This window comes from Bacillus sp. FSL L8-0199, from assembly GCF_038005705.1.
Taxonomy (GTDB): domain Bacteria; phylum Bacillota; class Bacilli; order Bacillales; family Bacillaceae_G; genus Bacillus_A; species Bacillus_A cereus.
In genome coordinates, this window is record NZ_JBBOTS010000001.1 from 4,286,202 (window position 1) to 4,305,541 (window position 19,340).

Below are 19,340 nucleotides of genomic sequence, written 5' to 3' on the forward strand. Positions count from 1 at the left end.
AACTCAACACTTCTAACATTTAAAATATTTTATCGTTATATTATAATTAAATAAAATTGTTATTTATATATGAATATGCTATTAAAGGGGACACTATTCATGATTACATTAGAACGATTATTAAATGTAACAATTTATTTAGGGGTGTTTTTACTTTTCATTTCGTTCATTACTTTTGTTATTAAAAGAGGGCCTGATTTATTATTTTTTCAATTTGGAATTTCTTTATTTTTTGGAGCTCAAATTATAACTGGAATAAAATTTTTTCATAACTATGGTTTCTCCTTTCACTCAAAACTAGAACTACTTATCTTTATTTTCTATGTAATTGGAATTATTACATGTATACTATTATTCTTTCACTTTCAAAATCCGTATCGAATTTTTTTATTAATCTGTAGTTGTTTATTTTTAACTGGATCCAATTATTACTTTAAAGAAACATTAAATTTTAGTAAAAAAATTCCAAAGCAAAACAAAACTTTTTTAAGTACACAAGAAGACTCTTTTCCAAAAGAAGTTCGTAAATTTTCAGAGGATTACAACAACATAATAAGGAATGATTTTTATGAAATACCGATGATTCCTACTGAATTACAGATTACAAGCAAAAAAGATTCTTCTCATAGTACATCTTTCTTAGTTGAACTTCATAATAGCGAGAATGAAATTACTGATGACTCTGTACAATTAACTCCATCAGACCGTTTTTATGTGCTGTTAAATAAACAAAAAACAAAAATATCAAAAATAGTATATGAAGGGCAGAATTTTTTCACATTTACAGTCACACTAAAGGCTCTTAATTTACAGCAAGAACCAGAGATTCATAATATGTTTTTAGAAATAGATAAACGTAGAGCGATGAATCTTCTTAATTTTGAAATTAAAGCCCATACTAAAGAATGGAAAGTAATATTTAAAAGTGATAGTTCTCATTCCAATCTTCCTATCACATTTACTTTTGAAAAACGAACAGGCAAAGTATAAAAATAAAAAGAGTTATTTTCTTTGAAAAATAACTCTTTTTATTTTACTTACTCCAAATCTTTCTCCCCGCTTGGGCATCAATATAACGAATTTCCCGCCTACAATTAAAAGGTTCTTTATGTTTTTCATCTGTCGTTTGTTTGTAAAGTAGTTTGTATTTCGTTTCCTCTGCATCATGATCTAAAAACCATTCTAATTTAACTCGGATAGCCTCTCTGTATATTTCTAACGCTTTTTCTTTAGTTACTTTTGGTGTTATTTCATATGTGAGCAATTCTTTTATAAAGTTGCTAGACTCCCCCGAGTAGTGCATAACAGCACCATTTTCTGCATTGATGTTAATCATAAATTGGTTATACTCTGCCGGAATATCATTTATATATACAGAAAAGATAAATCTTTCAATCCCATCTTCTGCTTCTTCACGTTCCTCCCAAAGACGCAGATATTGTGTGATATCTGGAATAACTCGTTCTAAAAATTGAAGTGCTTTTTGTAAACATTCCTCTCTAGACAGTATTTGCTTTACTTCTTTATCATCTGTCAGTTTTATAAAACCAGTTAATTCATTGGTTAATTTATCAATTTTAACGCTAACTAAATTATTATATTTCAACATCGGTAAATGCTTTTTAAAGAATTCATTCATTAAATATGGATCCTTTTCTTCTTTCTGTTTTTGTAATTCCTCTTTCGGAACAAATTTCATCCTTATTTCATCATCATTTTCTGTCTCATCTACTTTTGTAAAACCTTCTTTATTCCAGTCAAATAATTCGAATACGTCACCTCGTTCGTTACCTTTTTTCGATTTTTCAACAGCTACAGCCGAAGGTAATTTATAATGATCTGGTCCAAATAAATCTTTACCTGTACTTGCATCAATAAACGCATGACTAGGCTCTGGTTCATATACAAGATGGTACCCTTTTACTTCTTCCCCGCTTTCATACTCACATGAAGAGTATGTTAAATCTACAAATACAAGTCTCATATCTTGTCTAGCTTTCAAATTTTCTAAAACGATATTCTCCTCAACAATTTCACTTGGCCATAACGTTTTTTTCTCTATAGCTTTTTGTCCATTGTAATGAAAATGCACAACATTACCTGAAGGGTGCACTCGCACAACGCACCCTGTATTCGGCAATGGATAGCTATTCACTTCTTGCATATAATTTACTTCTTTCCAACCGCGCCTGTCGTCCTTAACCGTTACATATGTATAGAATTCATATCCTTCTTTTGTATATTTTTTCAAGAACGCATTTGCAATCTCTCTTGCCTTCTTCTCCTCTATCGCTTCCTTGCCACTTGAAAAAGAATTTTCATCATCTATCCTAAATTCAATTAAATTACCAGTATGTCTATTTAATGTAATTTGTATCTGTTTCTCCTCATCATCTTTATGTGCCCACCACAATAAATGATACGGGTCATCAACCCCTTCTTGATCATCTACAACAAGCCTATAATCACCTGGAATATCAATAATATGAGCCACTCGCTCTTTTCTCTCTTTATCTTTTTGATTCATTATTCTCCTCCTCAATCTTACAATTTAAGGTAATTATAACAAAGAAAACTAAAATTTATTAACAAAAAAGACTAGAGATATCTCTAGTCTTCTACTTCGTTTCACGATGTAACGTTACTCGCTTTAACCGTGGACAATATTTTTTTAGTTCGATGCGTTCTGGATTGTTTCGTTTATTTTTTTTAGAAATGTAATTACGATCGCCGCACTCCGTACAAGCTAATGTAATATTTACACGCATATTTATTTCTCCTTTCTTTCAAAGATCGCAACTAAAACGTAATGATTACGATTTATATATTATAAAACTTCATTCTATTTGTCAATTGCAAAAACAAGAAGATTCCATTTAGAATCCCCTTGTTTTTATAGTTAAATAAATTTTCTCCCGTATTAACGGGCAGTAAGACCCCCACTGATTAAAAGTTTCACTTTATTAAAACGATTCGTATGTAACAAACTCACTAATCGGCTTTCGATATCCTCGTGGACGAGTTTTAGTCGTATCACTTTTTCCTATCGTAATCATTAAAACAGGTACTATATGCTCCGGCATCTTCAATTCACTTTGTACTGCTTTTTCATCGAAACCAATCATTGGACATGTATCATAGCCATAATATTTAGCTGCGTACATAAAAGTCATCGCGCTTAACGAAGCATTTCTAATCGCTTCATCCTCCATGAAACGCTCTCCTTTTCCTTCATATAAACCTTTCGTTTGCCTAATTGTATCTTCATATTCACATTCATCAATCATTTTTAAAACTTTCATACCGAAGTAAATATTTTCAACATTTTGGTATGCTTTTTTATCACCACAAACGAGCACTACCGCTGATGCACTCGATACTTTATATTGACCAAAAGCTAATTCTTTTAATCTTTCTTTTCGCTCTTGATCACGAATTACAACATAATGTGTGTGCTGCAAATTATAGCAAGATGGAGAAAGCTTAGTTAACTCAAATATTTTTTTAAAATCCTCATCAGAGATTTCTATACCTTGTATAAATTTCATTGCAGAACGTCTAGCAATTGCTAATTCTTTAAAGTTCACCATATATCCTCCTCGATAACTGTAAATTTAAATATACATTAATTTATCTAAATAGATAAATCAAATAAAAATACTTTAAATCGAATAATAATTATGATTAACAGCAAAAAAGACAAAAAGCTGAAACAATTAGTTCATACGAAATTCACACGAATCTATTACTATAGAAACTGTACATAGTGAACTTATTAACAATCACGTTTATTTATATAAAATCTTACTCGAAAGGAGTTGAAAGTATGAAAACTAAATATCGCTTTATGATCTCATCATTTGCTGCTTGCGCTTATATGATTTGGTATTTAGTATAATAACGACCTCACTTGCAAATAGGAAAAGGTGTGTATATAAATGGAATATAATCAATCAACAGTTAACTACTGGAAAGCTTTTGTATTACCATATACATTTGCTTTAGAAGAGTTAAAAACTAAATTTGAAATTATGAACCGGGAAGCTCAATTTCTAGAGGATTACAACCCGTTTGAACATATAAAAACAAGACTAAAACAACCTGAAAGTATTATTAAAAAACTAGAGCGCAAAAGCTTATTACCAACAGTTGAAAATGCTCAAACACATTTACAAGATATTATTGGTATTCGTATTACATGTTGCTTCGTAGAAGATATCTATCATTTGAAAGAAGTCATTCAAAAACGCGAAGATATGGAAGTCATAGAAGTAAAAGATTATATCGCTAACCCAAAACGAAACGGATATAAAAGTTTACACATGATCATTAAATACCCTTTATCACTAAATTCTGGTACAAAAGATGTATTTGCAGAAATTCAGTTACGTACACTGGCAATGGACTTTTGGGCAAGTTTAGAACACAAACTTTATTATAAATATGAAGGGAAAATACCGGAGTATTTAAAAGATGAACTACATGATGCAGCAATGAAAGCTGAAGATCTGGATAATAAAATGGCCACTATTCGTCAAGATATTGATGATATTGAGGCATGCTCAAATCAAATTATGCTACCACTATAAAAAAGGTTCTCGCCAATGAGAACCTTTTTTATATCATTTTTGGGAAGTACGACTCCACACTTATTAAAGTTTCACATTATTTTTTCTCTATCGTTCGAACCTCTTCAATCTTCCATTTCTCCTCTTCTTTTCCAAGAGCATACTGTACTTTCTTTTGAAGAGTAATACTGTCGTCTACTTCCTTTTCTTTCGTTTCAACAATAACATACCCTACTTTACTAACTTTCATATCTATATGTTCCAATTCAATTTTCTTATTTCCCTTTTGAAATGCGGCTTCTTTTTGTGTTTTTAAGTCTTCAGCACTAGGCATCTTCTTTGAAAATAACTCCATATGTTCTGCAAGATTTTTTTCATTCGTCGTTCGCACAAATGTATGAATAACATCTTGAATAGATCTCTCTTCTTCTTTTGTTATTTGTACCTTTTCCTCAGTTTTTTTAGTAGTAGATTTTTGTGCTACATTATTCTCTTCTTGTTGACATCCAACTAGTAGTACTACAAACACTAAAAGTAACCTTAATTTTCTAAATATTTTTCCCATATTCCCAACTCCTAAAAAGAAAAGTGAGGCATTCCGCCTCACTTTCGCTCTTAATTAGCGTCTTCCTTTATTCGGATCGCCACCGCCAACAATATCAAAGACACGTTTCGCTATATTTGTATTCTCTTGAACGCCAGAGAACAAGTATTTACCTGGACCAAATGCATACACGTTCACATCTTCCCCTGTATGTCCACCTGTTGTCCAGCCTGTAACCGAGCGCTTATTGAAAATATCTTCAATTGCATTATCAATCTTTGTTACATCTTTTGACGGAGCTATATCATTTACAGCTTGAATTTCTTCTGGAGTTAATTGTAAATCAATATACTTTTTCAATGTTTCTTCTACATTTGCACCTTTTGCAATCTCATTTGCCATAAAGTCTGGTGTGCGTTTTGCAGCTTTAATTGGATCTACTTTAAAGTTATACTCGCCATTGGCACCTAAAGATAAGCCACCAGTAGCGTGATCTGCCGTTGCAACAACTAACGTATTTTTATCTTTTTTTGCAAACTCAATCGCTGCTTTGAAAGCTTTTTCGAAGTCTTCCATTTCACTCATTGCACCAACAATATCATTATCATGTCCAGCCCAGTCGATTTGACTTCCTTCCACCATTAAGAAGAAACCATTTTTATTTTTGTTCAAACGCTCAATTGCTGCATTAGTCATTTCTTCTAATGAAGGTGTTTTCTCATTGCGGTCAATCATTTTATCTAATCCACCTGGTGCAAATAAACCAAGAATTTGATCATTTTTATCATTTAACAATTGATCTCGATCCGTTACATAGCTATAACCAGATTTCTTAAACTCTTCTGTAAGATTACGATCTTTTCTAACAAAGTTCTTTACGCCGCCGCCAAGCATAACATCTACCTTATGCTTCCCTTTAATTTTCTCATCAAAATAATCATTTGCAATTGCGTCCATATTTTTACGGCTAATGTCATGCGCACCGAAAGCAGCTGGTGTTGCATGTGTAATTTCAGAAGTTGCAACGAGTCCCGTTGATTTCCCTTTTTCTTTCGCTTGCTCAAGAACTGTTTTCACTTCCGCTTTATCATTATCAACTGCAATTGCAGCATTATATGTTTTAATTCCTGCTGACATAGCTGTTGCTGCCGATGCAGAGTCTGTAATATTTTCATGTTCATCTTCTGGGTATGTTTTTTGTGTTCCTACAAGATGCTTATCAAATTCTGTAGATTCCATTTCAAAGGTTTTTGGATTATCTTTCATATAACGGTGAGCCGTCATATATGAAGGGCCCATACCATCCCCAATTAATACGATAACATTTTTAATCTTTGCATTGCTTCCGTTCTCATCTGCATTAACCTCACTAGAATGAGTAAAATTCCATGTTGCTACCGAAGTAACTGCTAATGATGCCACAACTGCAAATGGCCATGCTTTTTTCACAAACTTTTTCACTGTCTTGTCCCCCTAATTAGGTTATTCATTTCCCACTATCAAATTTAATGGAAGACTATTAAGAGAAAATTAGCTGTATGTAAATTTTTTGTTAACTTATGTAAATATCAGTTATAATTTGTATAAGTTTGTCTTTTTGTATCAATCATTCCGCCCTTTACAATTTAAATATAAACAAGTTGGATTTCATTTAACGTAAATCTCTTTTTTTACATTTTGACTCTATGTTTATGAAAATAAATAGAAATGCGGTGAGCCTTTATGAAAATAGTAAAGCTAAATGAGTCTTTTATTTTTGAATTACTTAATCTTTGCAAATCTGTTGGATGGTTACACGATGAAATTTTTATGAAAAAACAATTCGAAATGTATCTTTCTATCGGCACACTTGTAGGTTACATTCATGAAAACAAACTCATTGCGACTGGAGGAGTATTTCCCTTTACAAGTAACTTCGCTTCCATTGGTATGTTAATCGTTCACCCTAATTTTCAAGGACGCGGAATAGGGCGCATGTTGCTAAATCATTGCTTGGAACAAATTCATCCAAAACAACCCACTGCACTTATTGCGACAAAAGCTGGCGAACCTCTATACACATCATGCGGATTTCAAACAGCAACAACGATTCATCGTTTTGAAAAGCAAACTATTAAGACGTACCCTTCTCACTTACAACAAGTACAAGAAGAAGACCTTATATCTCTTACTTCTCTGGATCAAATTGCAACTGGTATGAATCGTTCTCTACTTTACTCTTTGCTATTACCAAGGGCCGTACACTCTTTTAAAATTGAAAGAAATAACTGTATAGAAGCTTTTTCATTATGCATACAAAAGGGCAATATATTATGTATCAATCCACTTATCGCCAAGCAAGAAGAAGATGCTATTCAATTATTAAAAAAGATATGTGAATGTTGGAATGGTATAGTACGAATTGATGTCCCACACTCACAATTTACATTCCGTAAATTTCTTCAAACAGAAAATTTCCAAGAAACGCTCCTTTCACCTCTTATGATAAAAAATGGTAGCCAACTTCCTGGAAATCGTAATATGCTATTTGCTATGATAGATACAGCGTTATGTTAGAAAGGAGACACCTAATTGAAGCGATTTAGCTATTTTATGGTAGGTTGTCTTACTCTTACACTATTAGTAGGATGTAGTGCAGCAGAAAAGCCAGTAGAACAAGTAAAACAAGTTAAAAATACAATTACAGCGAAACTAGCTACCGAGGAAAAAATGGTAGAAATAGATGGTCAAACCATTTACTTTAAAAAGATTGGTAATGAAAAACCACCTTTACTTATGATTCATGGCTTTGGAGGGTCATCAGATGGTTTTCAAAAGATTTATTCCGATTTAGCAAAAGATCATACAATTATTTCTGTAGATGCTTTAGGATTCGGGCGCTCATCTAAGCCAATGGATTTTTATTATTCTTTTCCAACTCATGCAAATTTGTATTATAAATTAATGAAAAAACTTGGGTATGATTCATTCGCAATACTGGGGCATTCCATGGGGGGAGAAATTTCTCTAAATTTAACATATTTATATCCTGAAGCAGTTACTCACCTTATTTTAACTGATGCTACAGGTGGCCCTCATACATTCGTTAATAAACAAGGCTCACCAAAACCACAATTGTCGACTGATTTAAATGCCGTTTCTTCTATTACAGATTATGATGAAAGCAAAGTGAAATTCAAACGTAATGATGAAGAGCATTATAATAAAATGAAATTATGGCCTAGACGTCTTAAAATTAATGCAAATGAAATAAAACAGCCAACTTTAATTATATGGGGCAGAAATGATAGTAGCGTATCCTGGAAAGAAGGAGAAACGTATCATCAATTCTTAAAAAATAGCACTTTACATATTATTGAAAAAGGTTATCATGCACCATTTCGCCAAGAACCACAAGAATTTGTCGGGTATGTAAAAGATTTCTTTAAGAACAATCCGATCAAAGTTGAAAAATAACATAAACGGGTATCTCATTTTGAGATACCCGTTTTCATATATTAAGCAGCTTGCTTTTGGCGTTTTTGAGTTTTTGATCCTAATACTTTCGGGATAACGAAGCCATCCATTCCAAATTTCCCAGCGTTCATACCGGAAACAAGAACAAACATAGATAAGATAACCATCTCAGGGTTCACACCAATTGACCCACTAAACATATAGGAAAAGTTCATTACAAGGCCAAAAAAGACCGCTGTTTTTGTTAAACAGCCTACAATTAAACCAATTCCGACTAAAATTTCTCCCCATGTTACAAGTGTATTAAACAAATCTACATTTGGAATTGCAAATTCTTGTAAGAATGATGCCCACCAAGATTGAACAGCCGGTTGTGCACCTTTAGATTTTTCAATTGCCCCTTGCAAATAACCTGTTGCATCGAATCCTTTTCCTTGTAGTTTACCGATTCCTGCCATTAACCATGTGTAACCAAGATATACTCGAATTACTGCTAATACAAAAGAAACTGCTTTGTTTTCTCTTAAAAATTGAATAACCATATCTTCCTCCTAAAGTTGTAATTAAGTTAGTTACAGATAATATAATAACATTAGTTACTTATTTTTCAAATGTTAATTATGAATAATCTGTGACATGCGTATGAAACATTAAAAACTAATGTTTATATAGTAACTTTTATTACCTGTAAAAACTTGAACATATCATACCACAAGTGATAATCATTTTCATTGAAAAAAATGTAAAAAAAATGTGAGTTAAATGTGAAACACGTTTATTCGAATATAGAATAAACGTGTTTCACACTAATTATAGAATCGAAATGTATGTGTCTCCTCATCAATTAAACTCGCTTCTTGAAACGCTTCTTCTAACGTTTTCCCATGGTTAATAACCCCATAAAATAAGCGTATAGTAAACATAAGTGCTGCATTTCCATCTACATAATCAATCGATCCAATATATGATTTCGCCCCACTATGTAAAAAAGATTTTGCTAGATTTTTCTCCCCTAACGTGCACCCGCTATTTACAATATGTGTATTATGCAATTTTGCATATTTATAAATTTCTTCTGTACCAAAATACCCTCTCGGTTCATCTTGTTCATATACTTCTTCGCCTAACTCTTCCATGACAAACTTCCCTTCTTCACCATGAAAGCAAAAAATAATATAATTAATATCGTTAAATAAGTTCTTTCCAGAAAGAACTTCCACAAAATCTTTCGGTCTACCAATCCAATATGTCACAACCCTTGCACCAAAATATTCAAGAGATGCTCGGATTGATTGCGCCTCTAAATCCGAATTAAAACCAACTACTAATGCAATATTCAACATACAACCCCCATCCTATAATCAGCCCTTATCAATCAGAATTTTATGGGATAAATCCATTTCATATATGCCCGTTTCTTTCAAAAAATCTGATCTAGTTAAAACGACTTTCTGTAAATATTGCCTATATGCTGTAATTGTTCCATCGTGAGATACAATGCAAATTCTTTCAGCACCCAGTTCATAACACCAAAGAAGAAATTCATTTACTATTTGCTGAAAACTATTCTCTGAAATAGTGTTTATACCTTCCTTCCATAACTGATTATTTGAGCTTTTCTCTATCGAAAAATGCGGAAATAACTTTGTTATCATTCCCTGATCTACTATATAATCGCACGGTAATGTTTTCGCTCCTTCTCGATAAGGAAAAATACGCGGGGATACATATGGATGGACGATTTTTTGACAAGCAACTTTCGCACTCCATATTGTCGCCGTTTGCAAAGTTCTAAGTGTAGGACTAGCAATTAATATATCTGTCTCTTGCAATGGCACATTGCATTGAAGTAATTTAGCTTGAGCCTTTCCTACTCTCGTCAATGGTGGGTCAAACACTTGTAAACTTTCTGGTAAATCCGTTGTATGTTCACCTTCACCATGCCGAACAAAAACGATTTTCATATTCAGCCTCCTCTTACTATAAAATCCTCACACATATTTCTTCCCTATTGCATTCTTTATTCCTGCTGTATAAAAAACGATATGTAAAAAAGGTTTGACACTAATCTTTGTAAAATATTACAATATCACATGTAAAATACTTTTTACACCGAAAGGAGAATTACATATATGAAATGGATAATTGTCTTTATTGGAATGATTGTATGGGGATATATAAACGGCTTCTTTAGTAGTGATAAAACTGCTAATCCTTGGATTACAGATGATGAACGTGAAACAAAAATTAAACAAAAAGCAATTGCGGCAAGCTGGTCCGGTGTTTTTATGTTTTGTACCATTAGCCTCTTAAATAAATGGTTAGGTTTAAGCACAAACGATAAATCACCGTACTTACCAGACCCTATCGCAGCTATTTTAAAGGAAAATGTAGAGTTACAAGTTTTACTCATGCTATTTGTTATGTATGGAATATTTTACTTACATTATCGAAGAAAATTAAGTGCCTAACTTCTAACTCATGATTATCCTCCTAAATGGTTATAGTAATTAGGACGAAATGAAAGGAGCGATAGAAAAATGAGTAACTCGAATGACTTTTTAGATACACTGCATGAAAAACAAGCAAAAGATGAACAAAATAGAAAGCGCCAAGGGAACGGAAACCCAGCGAAAAAAAAGCCAAATAAAACGCATAAATAACAATAAAAAACTGCCTAAAATGATCTTTTAGGCAGTTTTTTATTGTTATTTCACCGAGATGACATTTTCCCAATTCCATTTCTCATAATACCACGCTGGTACATCTATATTTTCAATCCACTTCTTTTCCTGTTTCCCATCTTTATGAACAAGCCATACATCCGCTTTCTTACGGTCTGAACGTATCCAAATTAATTGATTACTCTTCTTCATGAAGATCGGGTGGTAATCCCCTTGCTTGTTCGTTTTCTTTGTGATTTGATGCTGTGCATTACTTGTACTATCGACCTCATACAAAGATGGTAGTGGCCTTTTTTCTGGTGGAGTTTCTATCCCTGCCTCTTTTGCTCGTGAAACGATAATTACTCTATCGTTCTTCCATACAAAATCCCAATCAACATATCCTTTCGGCGTAAATATGTTCTGCTGAAGTGCTGGCAATTCCTTTACTTTTAAATGCTTATTTTCTAATGCAACTCTTCCGCTCCCTTCAATATAAGCTAATATATTTTTTGATGGTGCCCATTGAAACCATTGTGCGTTTAATAACATTTGATCTACTTTTTCAAACCGACTGCCATCTGCACGAACTAAGCAAAGCGTATTACTATCAGCTGACCATGAAGCTGTCGGTACTGCTAAAAATGAAATCCACTTTTGGTCTGGTGACCACTTAAAGCCACTTGCTACTAGCGCTAGGAAATCATCATGTTCATTTGGCAATGCATACAAATGCTTCATTTTGTGAGGATTCATATGTGCATCTTTTTGCACTTCATATAGCTGAGCACCTGTCCATCCTGTGGGAAGTAAGTGCGCTTCAGAGGATACAAGAAAGTTCTTTCCATCGGGGTACCATGCATAATCCCCTACACCAGCCGATACATTTTCAAAATCTGCATTCTTTTTTTCTACATCAAATGTATTTAATGTACCTGTAAATATAAATGCAATTATATTTTCTGTTGGTGACCATTGATAATTTGATGCTTCTGAGTGAAACGGCGTAACTTTCTTTCCATCTTTCATCCGATATAACTCAAGAATACTTTGTTTCTTCCCTTTTACATATGCTAGCCATTCTCCATCATGTGACCACTTCGGCCCTGTTATGTACTCTCCTTTTGTAATCTGTATTTCTTTCCCATCAACTTTAATCCAAAGGTTATGATGACGAATAAAAGCAACTTTCACACTATTATTTTCTGCACTAGTAATAGTGATAGAAAATAAAAACATAAACAACACTACACTACCACTTACTATTAGCCTTTTCATACCATCACTCCATTTCCCTCATAGCATTCCTCACTTTCTCCCTACAATATGTGAAAAATATCGATTCGACATAATCAGAAAAAATTTCCCAAGAAATTTTCAATTCATAGAGGATTGGTATGAATTGTGTCGAAAGTATAGTTTATCCAACATTTATATTTATAATTTTTAACTAAAATGCAAGATTTTATTTCTGAATATTAGCACTTTTATTAGGGGGAGTATCAATGAAAAAAACTACATCTACACTATTAAGCATGGCGCTTGTCTTTTCTAGTTTTGGAGCTTTAAGCGCTCATGCTGAATCACTACAAAAGGAAAAGCAATTTAGTCCACAATTAAAAACAACGATTGAACAGTGGGGAGAACATAAAATTGCTCAAAATGTTGAAACGAAAACAACAAAAGAAATATCAGTAATTGTAGAATTGCAACACGCACCTCTCGCTGCTCAAAGTAATATTCAGCATGCTCCAGATTTCCAAAATAGTAATGCGCAGTCTTATCATGCTGAGCTAAAAAAAGCACAAGAAGATACGACTAAGAAAATAAAAGAAAAAGCACCTGGTGCAAAAATTAAAGAAGTGTATAATACGTTATTTTCCGGATTCTCTATTTCAGTTCCTGGAGATCAAATTACCTCTCTTGCCTCTTTACCTGAAGTAAAAGCAGTCTATCCGAACTTAACATATAAATTGCATGAAACATCAAAAAGTGCTACTAACGAAGAAGCACCAAATATCGGTGGACCGACAATTGGTGCACCTGAAGCGTGGAATTTAAAAGATCCATCTGGCAAACCGCTTGATGGAAAAGGCATGAAAGTAGCCATTATCGACTCTGGCGTAGACTATACACACCCTGACTTAAAGGCAAATTATATCGGTGGATATGACACGGTTGATGAAGATAACGATCCAATGGATGGTAACGTACATGGTACTCATGTAGCTGGAATTATTGCAGGTAACGGAAAAATTAAAGGCGTTGCTCCAAACGCTTCTATTCTAGCCTATCGTGTAATGAATGACGGTGGAACTGGTACAACAGATGATATTATCCAAGGGATTGAGCGAGCGATTCAAGATGGTGCGGATGTGTTAAACCTCTCCCTTGGGCAGGATTTAAATGTACCTGATCAGCCTGTAACATTAACGTTAGAACGAGCAGCGAAACTTGGTGTTACTGCTGTCGTTTCAAATGGAAATGACGGACCAAAACCTTGGTCTGTTGATGCTCCCGGTAACGCAAGTAGTGTCATTTCTGTTGGAGCATCTACGGTTTCTATCCCGTTTCCAACATTCCAAGTAGCTGGTTCCAGCAAAACATATCAAGGGTTACCGTTATCAAAATCCGATTTTCCAATAGGAAATGATTCCCCTCTTGTATATGTTGGTTATGGCAATCCAAGTGATTATGCAAAACAAGATGTAAAAGGGAAATTCGCACTTATTTTACAAGGTACTTCTAGTACATTAGTAAAAGCAGAACAAGCGAAGCAAGCTGGTGCACTTGGTGTGTTATTAATCTCTAGCGAAAAAGAAATTAATATGATGCCGGAATATTTTTCACGTGAACATCTAGCTGTCCCAGTAACGCAATTATCAAATACAAATGGGGAAGAATTAAAAACTTTAATTACAAAACGAAAGAAAAACATAAAAATTGGACAACCAAAGCAAACAGAACTTATCGGTAACTTTAGTTCAAGAGGACCATCACAAGGAAGTTGGCTAATAAAGCCTGATGTTGTTGCACCTGGAGTACAAATTACTAGTACAGTACCGCGAGGCGGCTATGAATCGCATAACGGAACAAGTATGGCTGCTCCGCAAGTAGCTGGAGCGGTTGCCCTCTTGCGTCAAATGCATCCTGATTGGACGACAGAACAATTGAAAGCGGCTCTTGCCAACAATGCCAAAACATTACATGATGTCAATGAAAATACATACCCTGTTATGGCACAAGGATCTGGTTTAATTAACATTCCGAAAGCAGCTCAAACAAATATATTAGTAAAACCTAACAATGTCAGCTTCGGTCTTATTAAGCCCAATAGTGGAAAAGTAAAACTGACGCAAAATGTTACATTACAAAACCTTTCTAGTAAAAAGAAAAGTTTTTCAACTCGTGTGGAATTACTAGATGCAAACATAAAAACAAAAGTAAAAGCTTCTGTCCCTTCATCGATTAGCATACAACCGAATAGTAGTACCGAAAAACCATTTACTATCACTGTAGATAACTCACTACAACAAGGTGTATATACTGGAAATGTATATGTAAAAGAACAAGGGGCAAAAGAAGAAATTCGAATTCCATTCACATTTAGTATCGATCCTAAAGATTATAAACGTATCGATGGACTTGAAATTATTAATTCTACTTTTAGCCCAAATGGCGACCACGTACTAGATGATAATCTCATCAACTACTATTTAGTTGCGCCTGTGGATGATATCACATTGCATGCAAATTTAGTTACGAAAGAACATGTAACGTATCAAGGGATTATCCATCAAGCTAAAAATGCAACTCCTGGGTATAAACCTTTCAAATGGAATGGTACAAAAGCAGATGGCACTCCTTTAACTGACGGGCTATATCAAATTGAAGCAGTTGCTTCTAATTCTGGCGGAGAAACAAAGCAAACAGCTGCTGTATTTCTTGATCGAACTGCACCTAAGTTAACACACGAGGTTGACCAAGAAAATCTTGTAATTAGAGGAAAAGTTGATGATATTCTACTAGATTGGATGTCAGAATCTGGTTGGATAGCACCTGGTATTCCAGTGAGAATGCAATATGAAATTAACGGAAATGGTGTATGGGAACAGGCATTCCTGAACCCTTGGGAGAAAAGCTATGACATTTATTTCGATCGCACTCAATTACACGAAGGAAAAAATACTATTCACATTGTAGCAACTGATGCAGCTGGCAATACCTCTAATTTAACTGTTAATTTAGAAGTGAAATAAAGTGAAATTTTAATCAGTGGAGATTTCGTTCATCCCCACTGATTATTCGCCTTCACCAATCGGGGGTTCACGAGCAGTTAGGCTCCCATCTTACTTCTTTACTTCTTTACTTCTTTACTTCCACTGAATTTTGAGGTAGGAATTTTACTGCTCATTAACACGGGATAAAAAATTTTTGTTGACAATTTTTTTAATATAGTTTTATAATACAAAACATAGTTTAGTTGAACGAATTATATATCGGCTTTGAAGGAATGCTAGTAGCGACTTATATCACTGTCTCAGAGAACTGATGGTTGGTGCGAATCAGTACATATACAAGCGTGAATTACAATTCTGGAGCTTCTTTCCCGTAATGCTTTTTATGGCATGAAGAGAAAGACGGATCTTTCCGTTATCGTAAAGTGAGTGGTAAACAATTAGTTGTTTACAAATAGGGTGGTACCGCGATTTTTATCGTCCCTATCGGATTTTCCGATAGGGACTTTTTTGCATCCATCCTCTTACACAATTTCATATATACGCGTTGAAAGAATCGCAGTAGTATCTTATATCCCTGTTACAGAGAGCTAATGGTCGGTGGAAATTAGCACATATATAAGTATGAATTACAATTCTGGAGCTTCTTTTTCGTAGTGCTTTTATGCATGAAGGAAAAGACGGAATTTTTCCGTTATCATTAATTGAGATGTAATTATATTTTCTCTTACAAATAGGGTGGTACCGCGATTCTTTCGCCCCTATCGGATTTTCCGATAGGGGCTTTTTCTATTTCTCACAGAAACATATGTTAAATAATTCCGAATCTTATGATAAAATTTTATAAGCGCTTACAAAAATGAAAGGAGGTGATACAAGCTATACGAAATCGATATTCAATTTTATTGAAAAAAAAGGAGGATGTCTAAATGACAAAGAAAACAGAAATCCCATCGCATTTAAAACCATTCGTATCCACACAACATTATGATCAATACACACCGGTGAATCACGCTGTGTGGCGTTATATTATGAGACAAAATCATAGTTTCTTAAAAGACGTTGCTCATCCAGCCTATGTGAACGGACTACAATCATCTGGTATTAATATAGATTCAATTCCAAAAGTAGAAGAAATGAATGAGTGTTTGGCACCAAGTGGCTGGGGCGCTGTAACGATTGACGGACTTATTCCCGGTGTAGCATTCTTCGATTTCCAAGGACACGGATTACTACCAATCGCAACAGATATTCGGAAAGTAGAAAATATCGAGTACACACCAGCTCCAGATATCGTACACGAAGCCGCAGGACACGCACCGATTTTACTTGATCCTACATATGCAAAATATGTGAAACGTTTTGGGCAAATTGGTGCAAAAGCTTTCTCTACAAAAGAAGAACATGATGCATTTGAAGCTGTTCGTACATTAACGATAGTAAAAGAAAGTCCTACTTCTACTCCTGATGAAGTTAAGGCTGCTGAAAATGCTGTAATCGAAAAACAAAACTTAGTTTCTGGTTTATCAGAAGCTGAACAAATTTCACGTCTTTTCTGGTGGACAGTAGAATATGGATTGATTGGAAATATAGATGATCCAAAAATATATGGTGCTGGTCTCCTTTCTTCTGTTGGCGAAAGCAAACATTGCTTAACAGACGCTGTAGAAAAAGTTCCATTTTCTATCGAAGCATGTACAGGGACAACTTATGACGTAACAAAAATGCAACCACAACTATTCGTTTGCAAGTCCTTTGAAGAATTAACAGATGCGCTTGAAACATTTTCTAAAACAATGGCCTTTAAAACAGGTGGAAAAGAAGGTTTAGAAAAAGCAATTCGCTCTGAGAACTATGCAACAGCTGGGCTAAATAGCGGATTACAAATCACAGGTACATTTAGCGAGACAATTGAAAACGATGCAGGTGAATTAATTTACATGCGAACAAATTCGCCAACGGCATTAGCGCTTCATAATAAACAGTTAGCGAATCATTCTACTTCTGTACACAGTGACGGATTTGGAACACCGATTGGATTACTTACTGAAAATATTGCATTAGAAAATTGTACAGACGAACAACTACAATCATTAGGAATTACAATTGGAACTATCGCTGAGTTTACTTTTGCAAGTGGTATTCATGTAAAAGGAACAGTAACAGATATTGTGAAAAACGATAAGAAAATTGCTCTTATTTCCTTTATCGATTGCACAGTTACTTATAACGCCCGCGTTTTATTTGATGCTTCATGGGGCGCATTTGATATGGCTGTTGGCTCACAAATCACTTCAGTATTCCCAGGTGCCGCAGATGCAGCAGCATTTTTCCCAATGGATGAAGAAGTTCAAGAAATTCCTGCTCCGCTTGTACTGAATGAACTCGAGCGTATGTATCAAACAGTTCGAGATATTCGAAGTGAGGGGATTTTACACGACGCGCATATCGATCAATTAGTAGCAATTCAAGAAGTATTAAATAAATTTTATGCGAAAGAATGGTTGCTGCGCCTTGAAGTATTAGAGTTACTTTTAGAGCATAACAAAGGGCATGAAACATCTGCAGCATTACTACATCAACTTTCTACTTTCACAACTGACGAAGCTGTAACACGCCTTATTAACAATGGTCTTGCGTTACTTCCAATAAAGGATGTGAAAAATGATGCTAAGATTAACTGAAGAAGAAGTTCACGAGGAATTATTGAAGGTAGATAAATGGATGGTAAAAGATGAGAAATGGATTGAACGAAAATATATGTTTTCCGACTACTTAAAAGGAGTCGAATTTGTCTCTGAAGCCGCCAAACTATCAGAAGAACATAATCACCATCCATTTATCCTTATCCAGTATAAAGCAGTTATTATTACTTTGTCATCTTGGAATGCAAAAGGTTTAACGAAACTAGATTTTGAGCTTGCAAAACAATTTGATGAACTATTTTTACAAAACGAAAATGCAATTATAAGAAAATAAAAAAGAGAAGCCTTTTTAGGCTTCTCCTTTTATTTTGAAATGGATACAATGTCCAAATGGATCCTCGACTTGTAATATTCCATCTTTGTACGTAGCAATCTTGCCAATATTTTTTAAGCTTTCACATACTTGTTCTTTTTGTTTTTCATCCGCTAGTACAATTGTGAAATATTTCAAACCAACAGAACCTGGCATTTGCGGTGGTACCCCTTCACCTTGCCATGTATTTAAACCGATATGGTGATGATAGCCACCTGCTGATACGAACAACGCTCCATTACGAGCTGGGATCGTTACTTCAAAACCAAGACCATCAACATAGAAACGTTTCGCTTCCTCTAAATCAGCTACATGGAAATGAATATGCCCCATCACAGTACCAGCTGGAAATCCACTCCATGTACTTCCTTGCTGCAATAATTCTTCACCAGCTAACGGGTTACTAACAAATGGGAGCTCTCCATTCTCATCACGCCAAACTTCTTTTTGTCGATCATGATAAATTTCAATCCCGTTTCCATCTGGATCAGCTAAATAAAGAGCTTCACTAAAGTAATGATCGGCCCCGCCATGTAGTGGATATACCATTTCTACAAGATGACGAAGAACATTCGCTAAATCCTGCCTACTTGGTAATAAAATTGCGTAATGATATAACCCTGTTCTTCCTCTTTGCTTCGGAAAAGCTTCTTTCTTTTCTTCAATGATAAGAAGTGGTTCATCATTTTCATTCCCAAATGTAACGACTGCTTTTTCTTCTTTTAGCACCTTCATACTTAGTACTTCCGTATAAAACTCTAGTGATTTCTTTACATTAGATACGTATAAATGAACAACATCAAGTGTTGTATTGGGATGAAGTTGAAAACTCATCTTGTTAGCCTCCCCCATT

Annotated in this window: 19 protein-coding genes and 2 other annotated features; of the genes, 9 read left to right on the top strand and 10 right to left on the bottom strand. The window is 34.5% G+C overall.

Going from position 1 to position 19,340, the window contains the following annotated elements; genetic code table 11:
- Window positions 1-69: 69 nt before the first annotated feature.
- On the top strand, window positions 70-990 hold the full coding sequence (locus tag NST86_RS22025; protein WP_002000984.1) for a hypothetical protein: 921 nt from the start codon (window positions 70-72) through the stop codon (window positions 988-990).
- 43 nt (window positions 991-1,033) lie between these two features.
- On the opposite strand, the gene NST86_RS22030 is transcribed toward NST86_RS22025, so the two are convergent.
- The 3 genes from NST86_RS22030 to NST86_RS22040 form a co-directional block, all read right to left on the bottom strand.
- Complete coding sequence (locus tag NST86_RS22030; protein WP_061663046.1) at window positions 1,034-2,527, bottom strand: YcdB/YcdC domain-containing protein; 1,494 nt, start codon at window positions 2,525-2,527, stop codon at window positions 1,034-1,036.
- 91 nt (window positions 2,528-2,618) lie between these two features.
- Entirely contained in the window at window positions 2,619-2,768 is a 150-nt protein-coding gene (gene rpmG / locus NST86_RS22035; protein ID WP_001265617.1) for a 50S ribosomal protein L33, read from the bottom strand.
- Window positions 2,769-2,963: 195 nt separating this feature from the next.
- Window positions 2,964-3,590 (bottom strand): nitroreductase family protein, encoded by a 627-nt coding sequence (locus NST86_RS22040; RefSeq protein ID WP_061663047.1) that lies wholly within the window; start codon window positions 3,588-3,590, stop codon window positions 2,964-2,966.
- A gap of 348 nt (window positions 3,591-3,938) precedes the next feature.
- On the opposite strand from NST86_RS22040, the gene NST86_RS22045 reads away from it, so the two are divergent.
- Window positions 3,939-4,589, top strand: coding sequence for a GTP pyrophosphokinase (locus NST86_RS22045; RefSeq protein ID WP_000456230.1), 651 nt, complete (start codon window positions 3,939-3,941; stop codon window positions 4,587-4,589).
- A gap of 76 nt (window positions 4,590-4,665) precedes the next feature.
- Here NST86_RS22045 and NST86_RS22050 read toward each other — a convergent pair whose 3' ends face one another.
- Together NST86_RS22050 and NST86_RS22055 are read right to left on the bottom strand one after the other, a co-directional pair.
- Window positions 4,666-5,133, bottom strand: a complete 468-nt coding sequence (locus NST86_RS22050) for a hypothetical protein (RefSeq protein ID WP_016118645.1) — start codon at window positions 5,131-5,133, stop codon at window positions 4,666-4,668.
- Between the two features lie 54 nt (window positions 5,134-5,187).
- Window positions 5,188-6,573, bottom strand: a complete 1,386-nt coding sequence (locus NST86_RS22055; RefSeq protein WP_061663048.1) for an alkaline phosphatase — start codon at window positions 6,571-6,573, stop codon at window positions 5,188-5,190.
- A 261-nt stretch (window positions 6,574-6,834) separates the two neighbouring features.
- Here NST86_RS22055 and NST86_RS22060 point away from each other — a divergent pair, with 261 nt between their 5' ends.
- Window positions 6,835-7,668 carry a GNAT family N-acetyltransferase gene (locus tag NST86_RS22060; protein WP_044795873.1) on the top strand — a complete coding sequence of 278 codons (834 nt, stop codon included), beginning with the start codon at window positions 6,835-6,837 and terminating at the stop codon, window positions 7,666-7,668.
- 15 nt (window positions 7,669-7,683) lie between these two features.
- On the top strand, window positions 7,684-8,568 hold the full coding sequence (locus tag NST86_RS22065) for an alpha/beta fold hydrolase (protein ID WP_000819810.1): 885 nt from the start codon (window positions 7,684-7,686) through the stop codon (window positions 8,566-8,568).
- Between the two features lie 41 nt (window positions 8,569-8,609).
- On the opposite strand, the gene NST86_RS22070 is transcribed toward NST86_RS22065, so the two are convergent.
- From NST86_RS22070 to NST86_RS22080, 3 genes are all read right to left on the bottom strand, one after another.
- Window positions 8,610-9,110 (bottom strand): DoxX family protein, encoded by a 501-nt coding sequence (locus NST86_RS22070; protein ID WP_000236612.1) that lies wholly within the window; start codon window positions 9,108-9,110, stop codon window positions 8,610-8,612.
- Between the two features lie 264 nt (window positions 9,111-9,374).
- A complete protein-coding gene (locus NST86_RS22075) occupies window positions 9,375-9,911 on the bottom strand; it encodes a hypothetical protein (protein WP_000931924.1) in 537 nt (178 codons plus the stop codon).
- An 18-nt stretch (window positions 9,912-9,929) separates the two neighbouring features.
- Window positions 9,930-10,532: a histidine phosphatase family protein gene (locus NST86_RS22080; RefSeq protein ID WP_044795872.1), complete on the bottom strand. Its 603-nt coding sequence runs from the start codon at window positions 10,530-10,532 to the stop codon at window positions 9,930-9,932.
- A gap of 168 nt (window positions 10,533-10,700) precedes the next feature.
- On the opposite strand from NST86_RS22080, the gene NST86_RS22085 reads away from it, so the two are divergent.
- Entirely contained in the window at window positions 10,701-11,039 is a 339-nt protein-coding gene (locus NST86_RS22085; protein WP_000871145.1) for a hypothetical protein, read from the top strand.
- A 69-nt stretch (window positions 11,040-11,108) separates the two neighbouring features.
- The gene (locus NST86_RS22090; RefSeq protein WP_000071861.1) at window positions 11,109-11,231 is read left to right on the top strand and encodes a DUF4023 domain-containing protein; all 123 of its coding nucleotides are present in this window, start codon (window positions 11,109-11,111) and stop codon (window positions 11,229-11,231) included.
- Between the two features lie 45 nt (window positions 11,232-11,276).
- On the opposite strand, the gene NST86_RS22095 is transcribed toward NST86_RS22090, so the two are convergent.
- On the bottom strand, window positions 11,277-12,509 hold the full coding sequence (locus NST86_RS22095) for a TolB family protein (RefSeq protein ID WP_000825728.1): 1,233 nt from the start codon (window positions 12,507-12,509) through the stop codon (window positions 11,277-11,279).
- A 227-nt stretch (window positions 12,510-12,736) separates the two neighbouring features.
- On the opposite strand from NST86_RS22095, the gene NST86_RS22100 reads away from it, so the two are divergent.
- The 3 genes from NST86_RS22100 to NST86_RS22110 all read left to right on the top strand — a co-directional run bounded on the left by NST86_RS22100 (window position 12,737) and on the right by NST86_RS22110 (window position 18,448).
- Window positions 12,737-15,490: a S8 family peptidase gene (locus tag NST86_RS22100; RefSeq protein ID WP_061663049.1), complete on the top strand. Its 2,754-nt coding sequence runs from the start codon at window positions 12,737-12,739 to the stop codon at window positions 15,488-15,490.
- Window positions 15,491-15,727: 237 nt separating this feature from the next.
- Window positions 15,728-15,957 (top strand) — a binding site (T-box leader).
- A gap of 50 nt (window positions 15,958-16,007) precedes the next feature.
- Window positions 16,008-16,235: a binding site (T-box leader), on the top strand.
- A 163-nt stretch (window positions 16,236-16,398) separates the two neighbouring features.
- Window positions 16,399-18,153: an aromatic amino acid hydroxylase gene (locus tag NST86_RS22105; RefSeq protein WP_340934298.1), complete on the top strand. Its 1,755-nt coding sequence runs from the start codon at window positions 16,399-16,401 to the stop codon at window positions 18,151-18,153.
- Complete coding sequence (locus NST86_RS22110) at window positions 18,134-18,448, top strand: 4a-hydroxytetrahydrobiopterin dehydratase (protein WP_000979538.1); 315 nt, start codon at window positions 18,134-18,136, stop codon at window positions 18,446-18,448. The genes NST86_RS22105 and NST86_RS22110 overlap by 20 nt, the downstream gene beginning before the upstream one ends.
- 15 nt (window positions 18,449-18,463) lie before the next feature.
- Here NST86_RS22110 and NST86_RS22115 read toward each other — a convergent pair whose 3' ends face one another.
- A complete protein-coding gene (locus tag NST86_RS22115; RefSeq protein ID WP_000009857.1) occupies window positions 18,464-19,321 on the bottom strand; it encodes a VOC family protein in 858 nt (285 codons plus the stop codon).
- Window positions 19,322-19,340 lie beyond the last annotated feature (19 nt).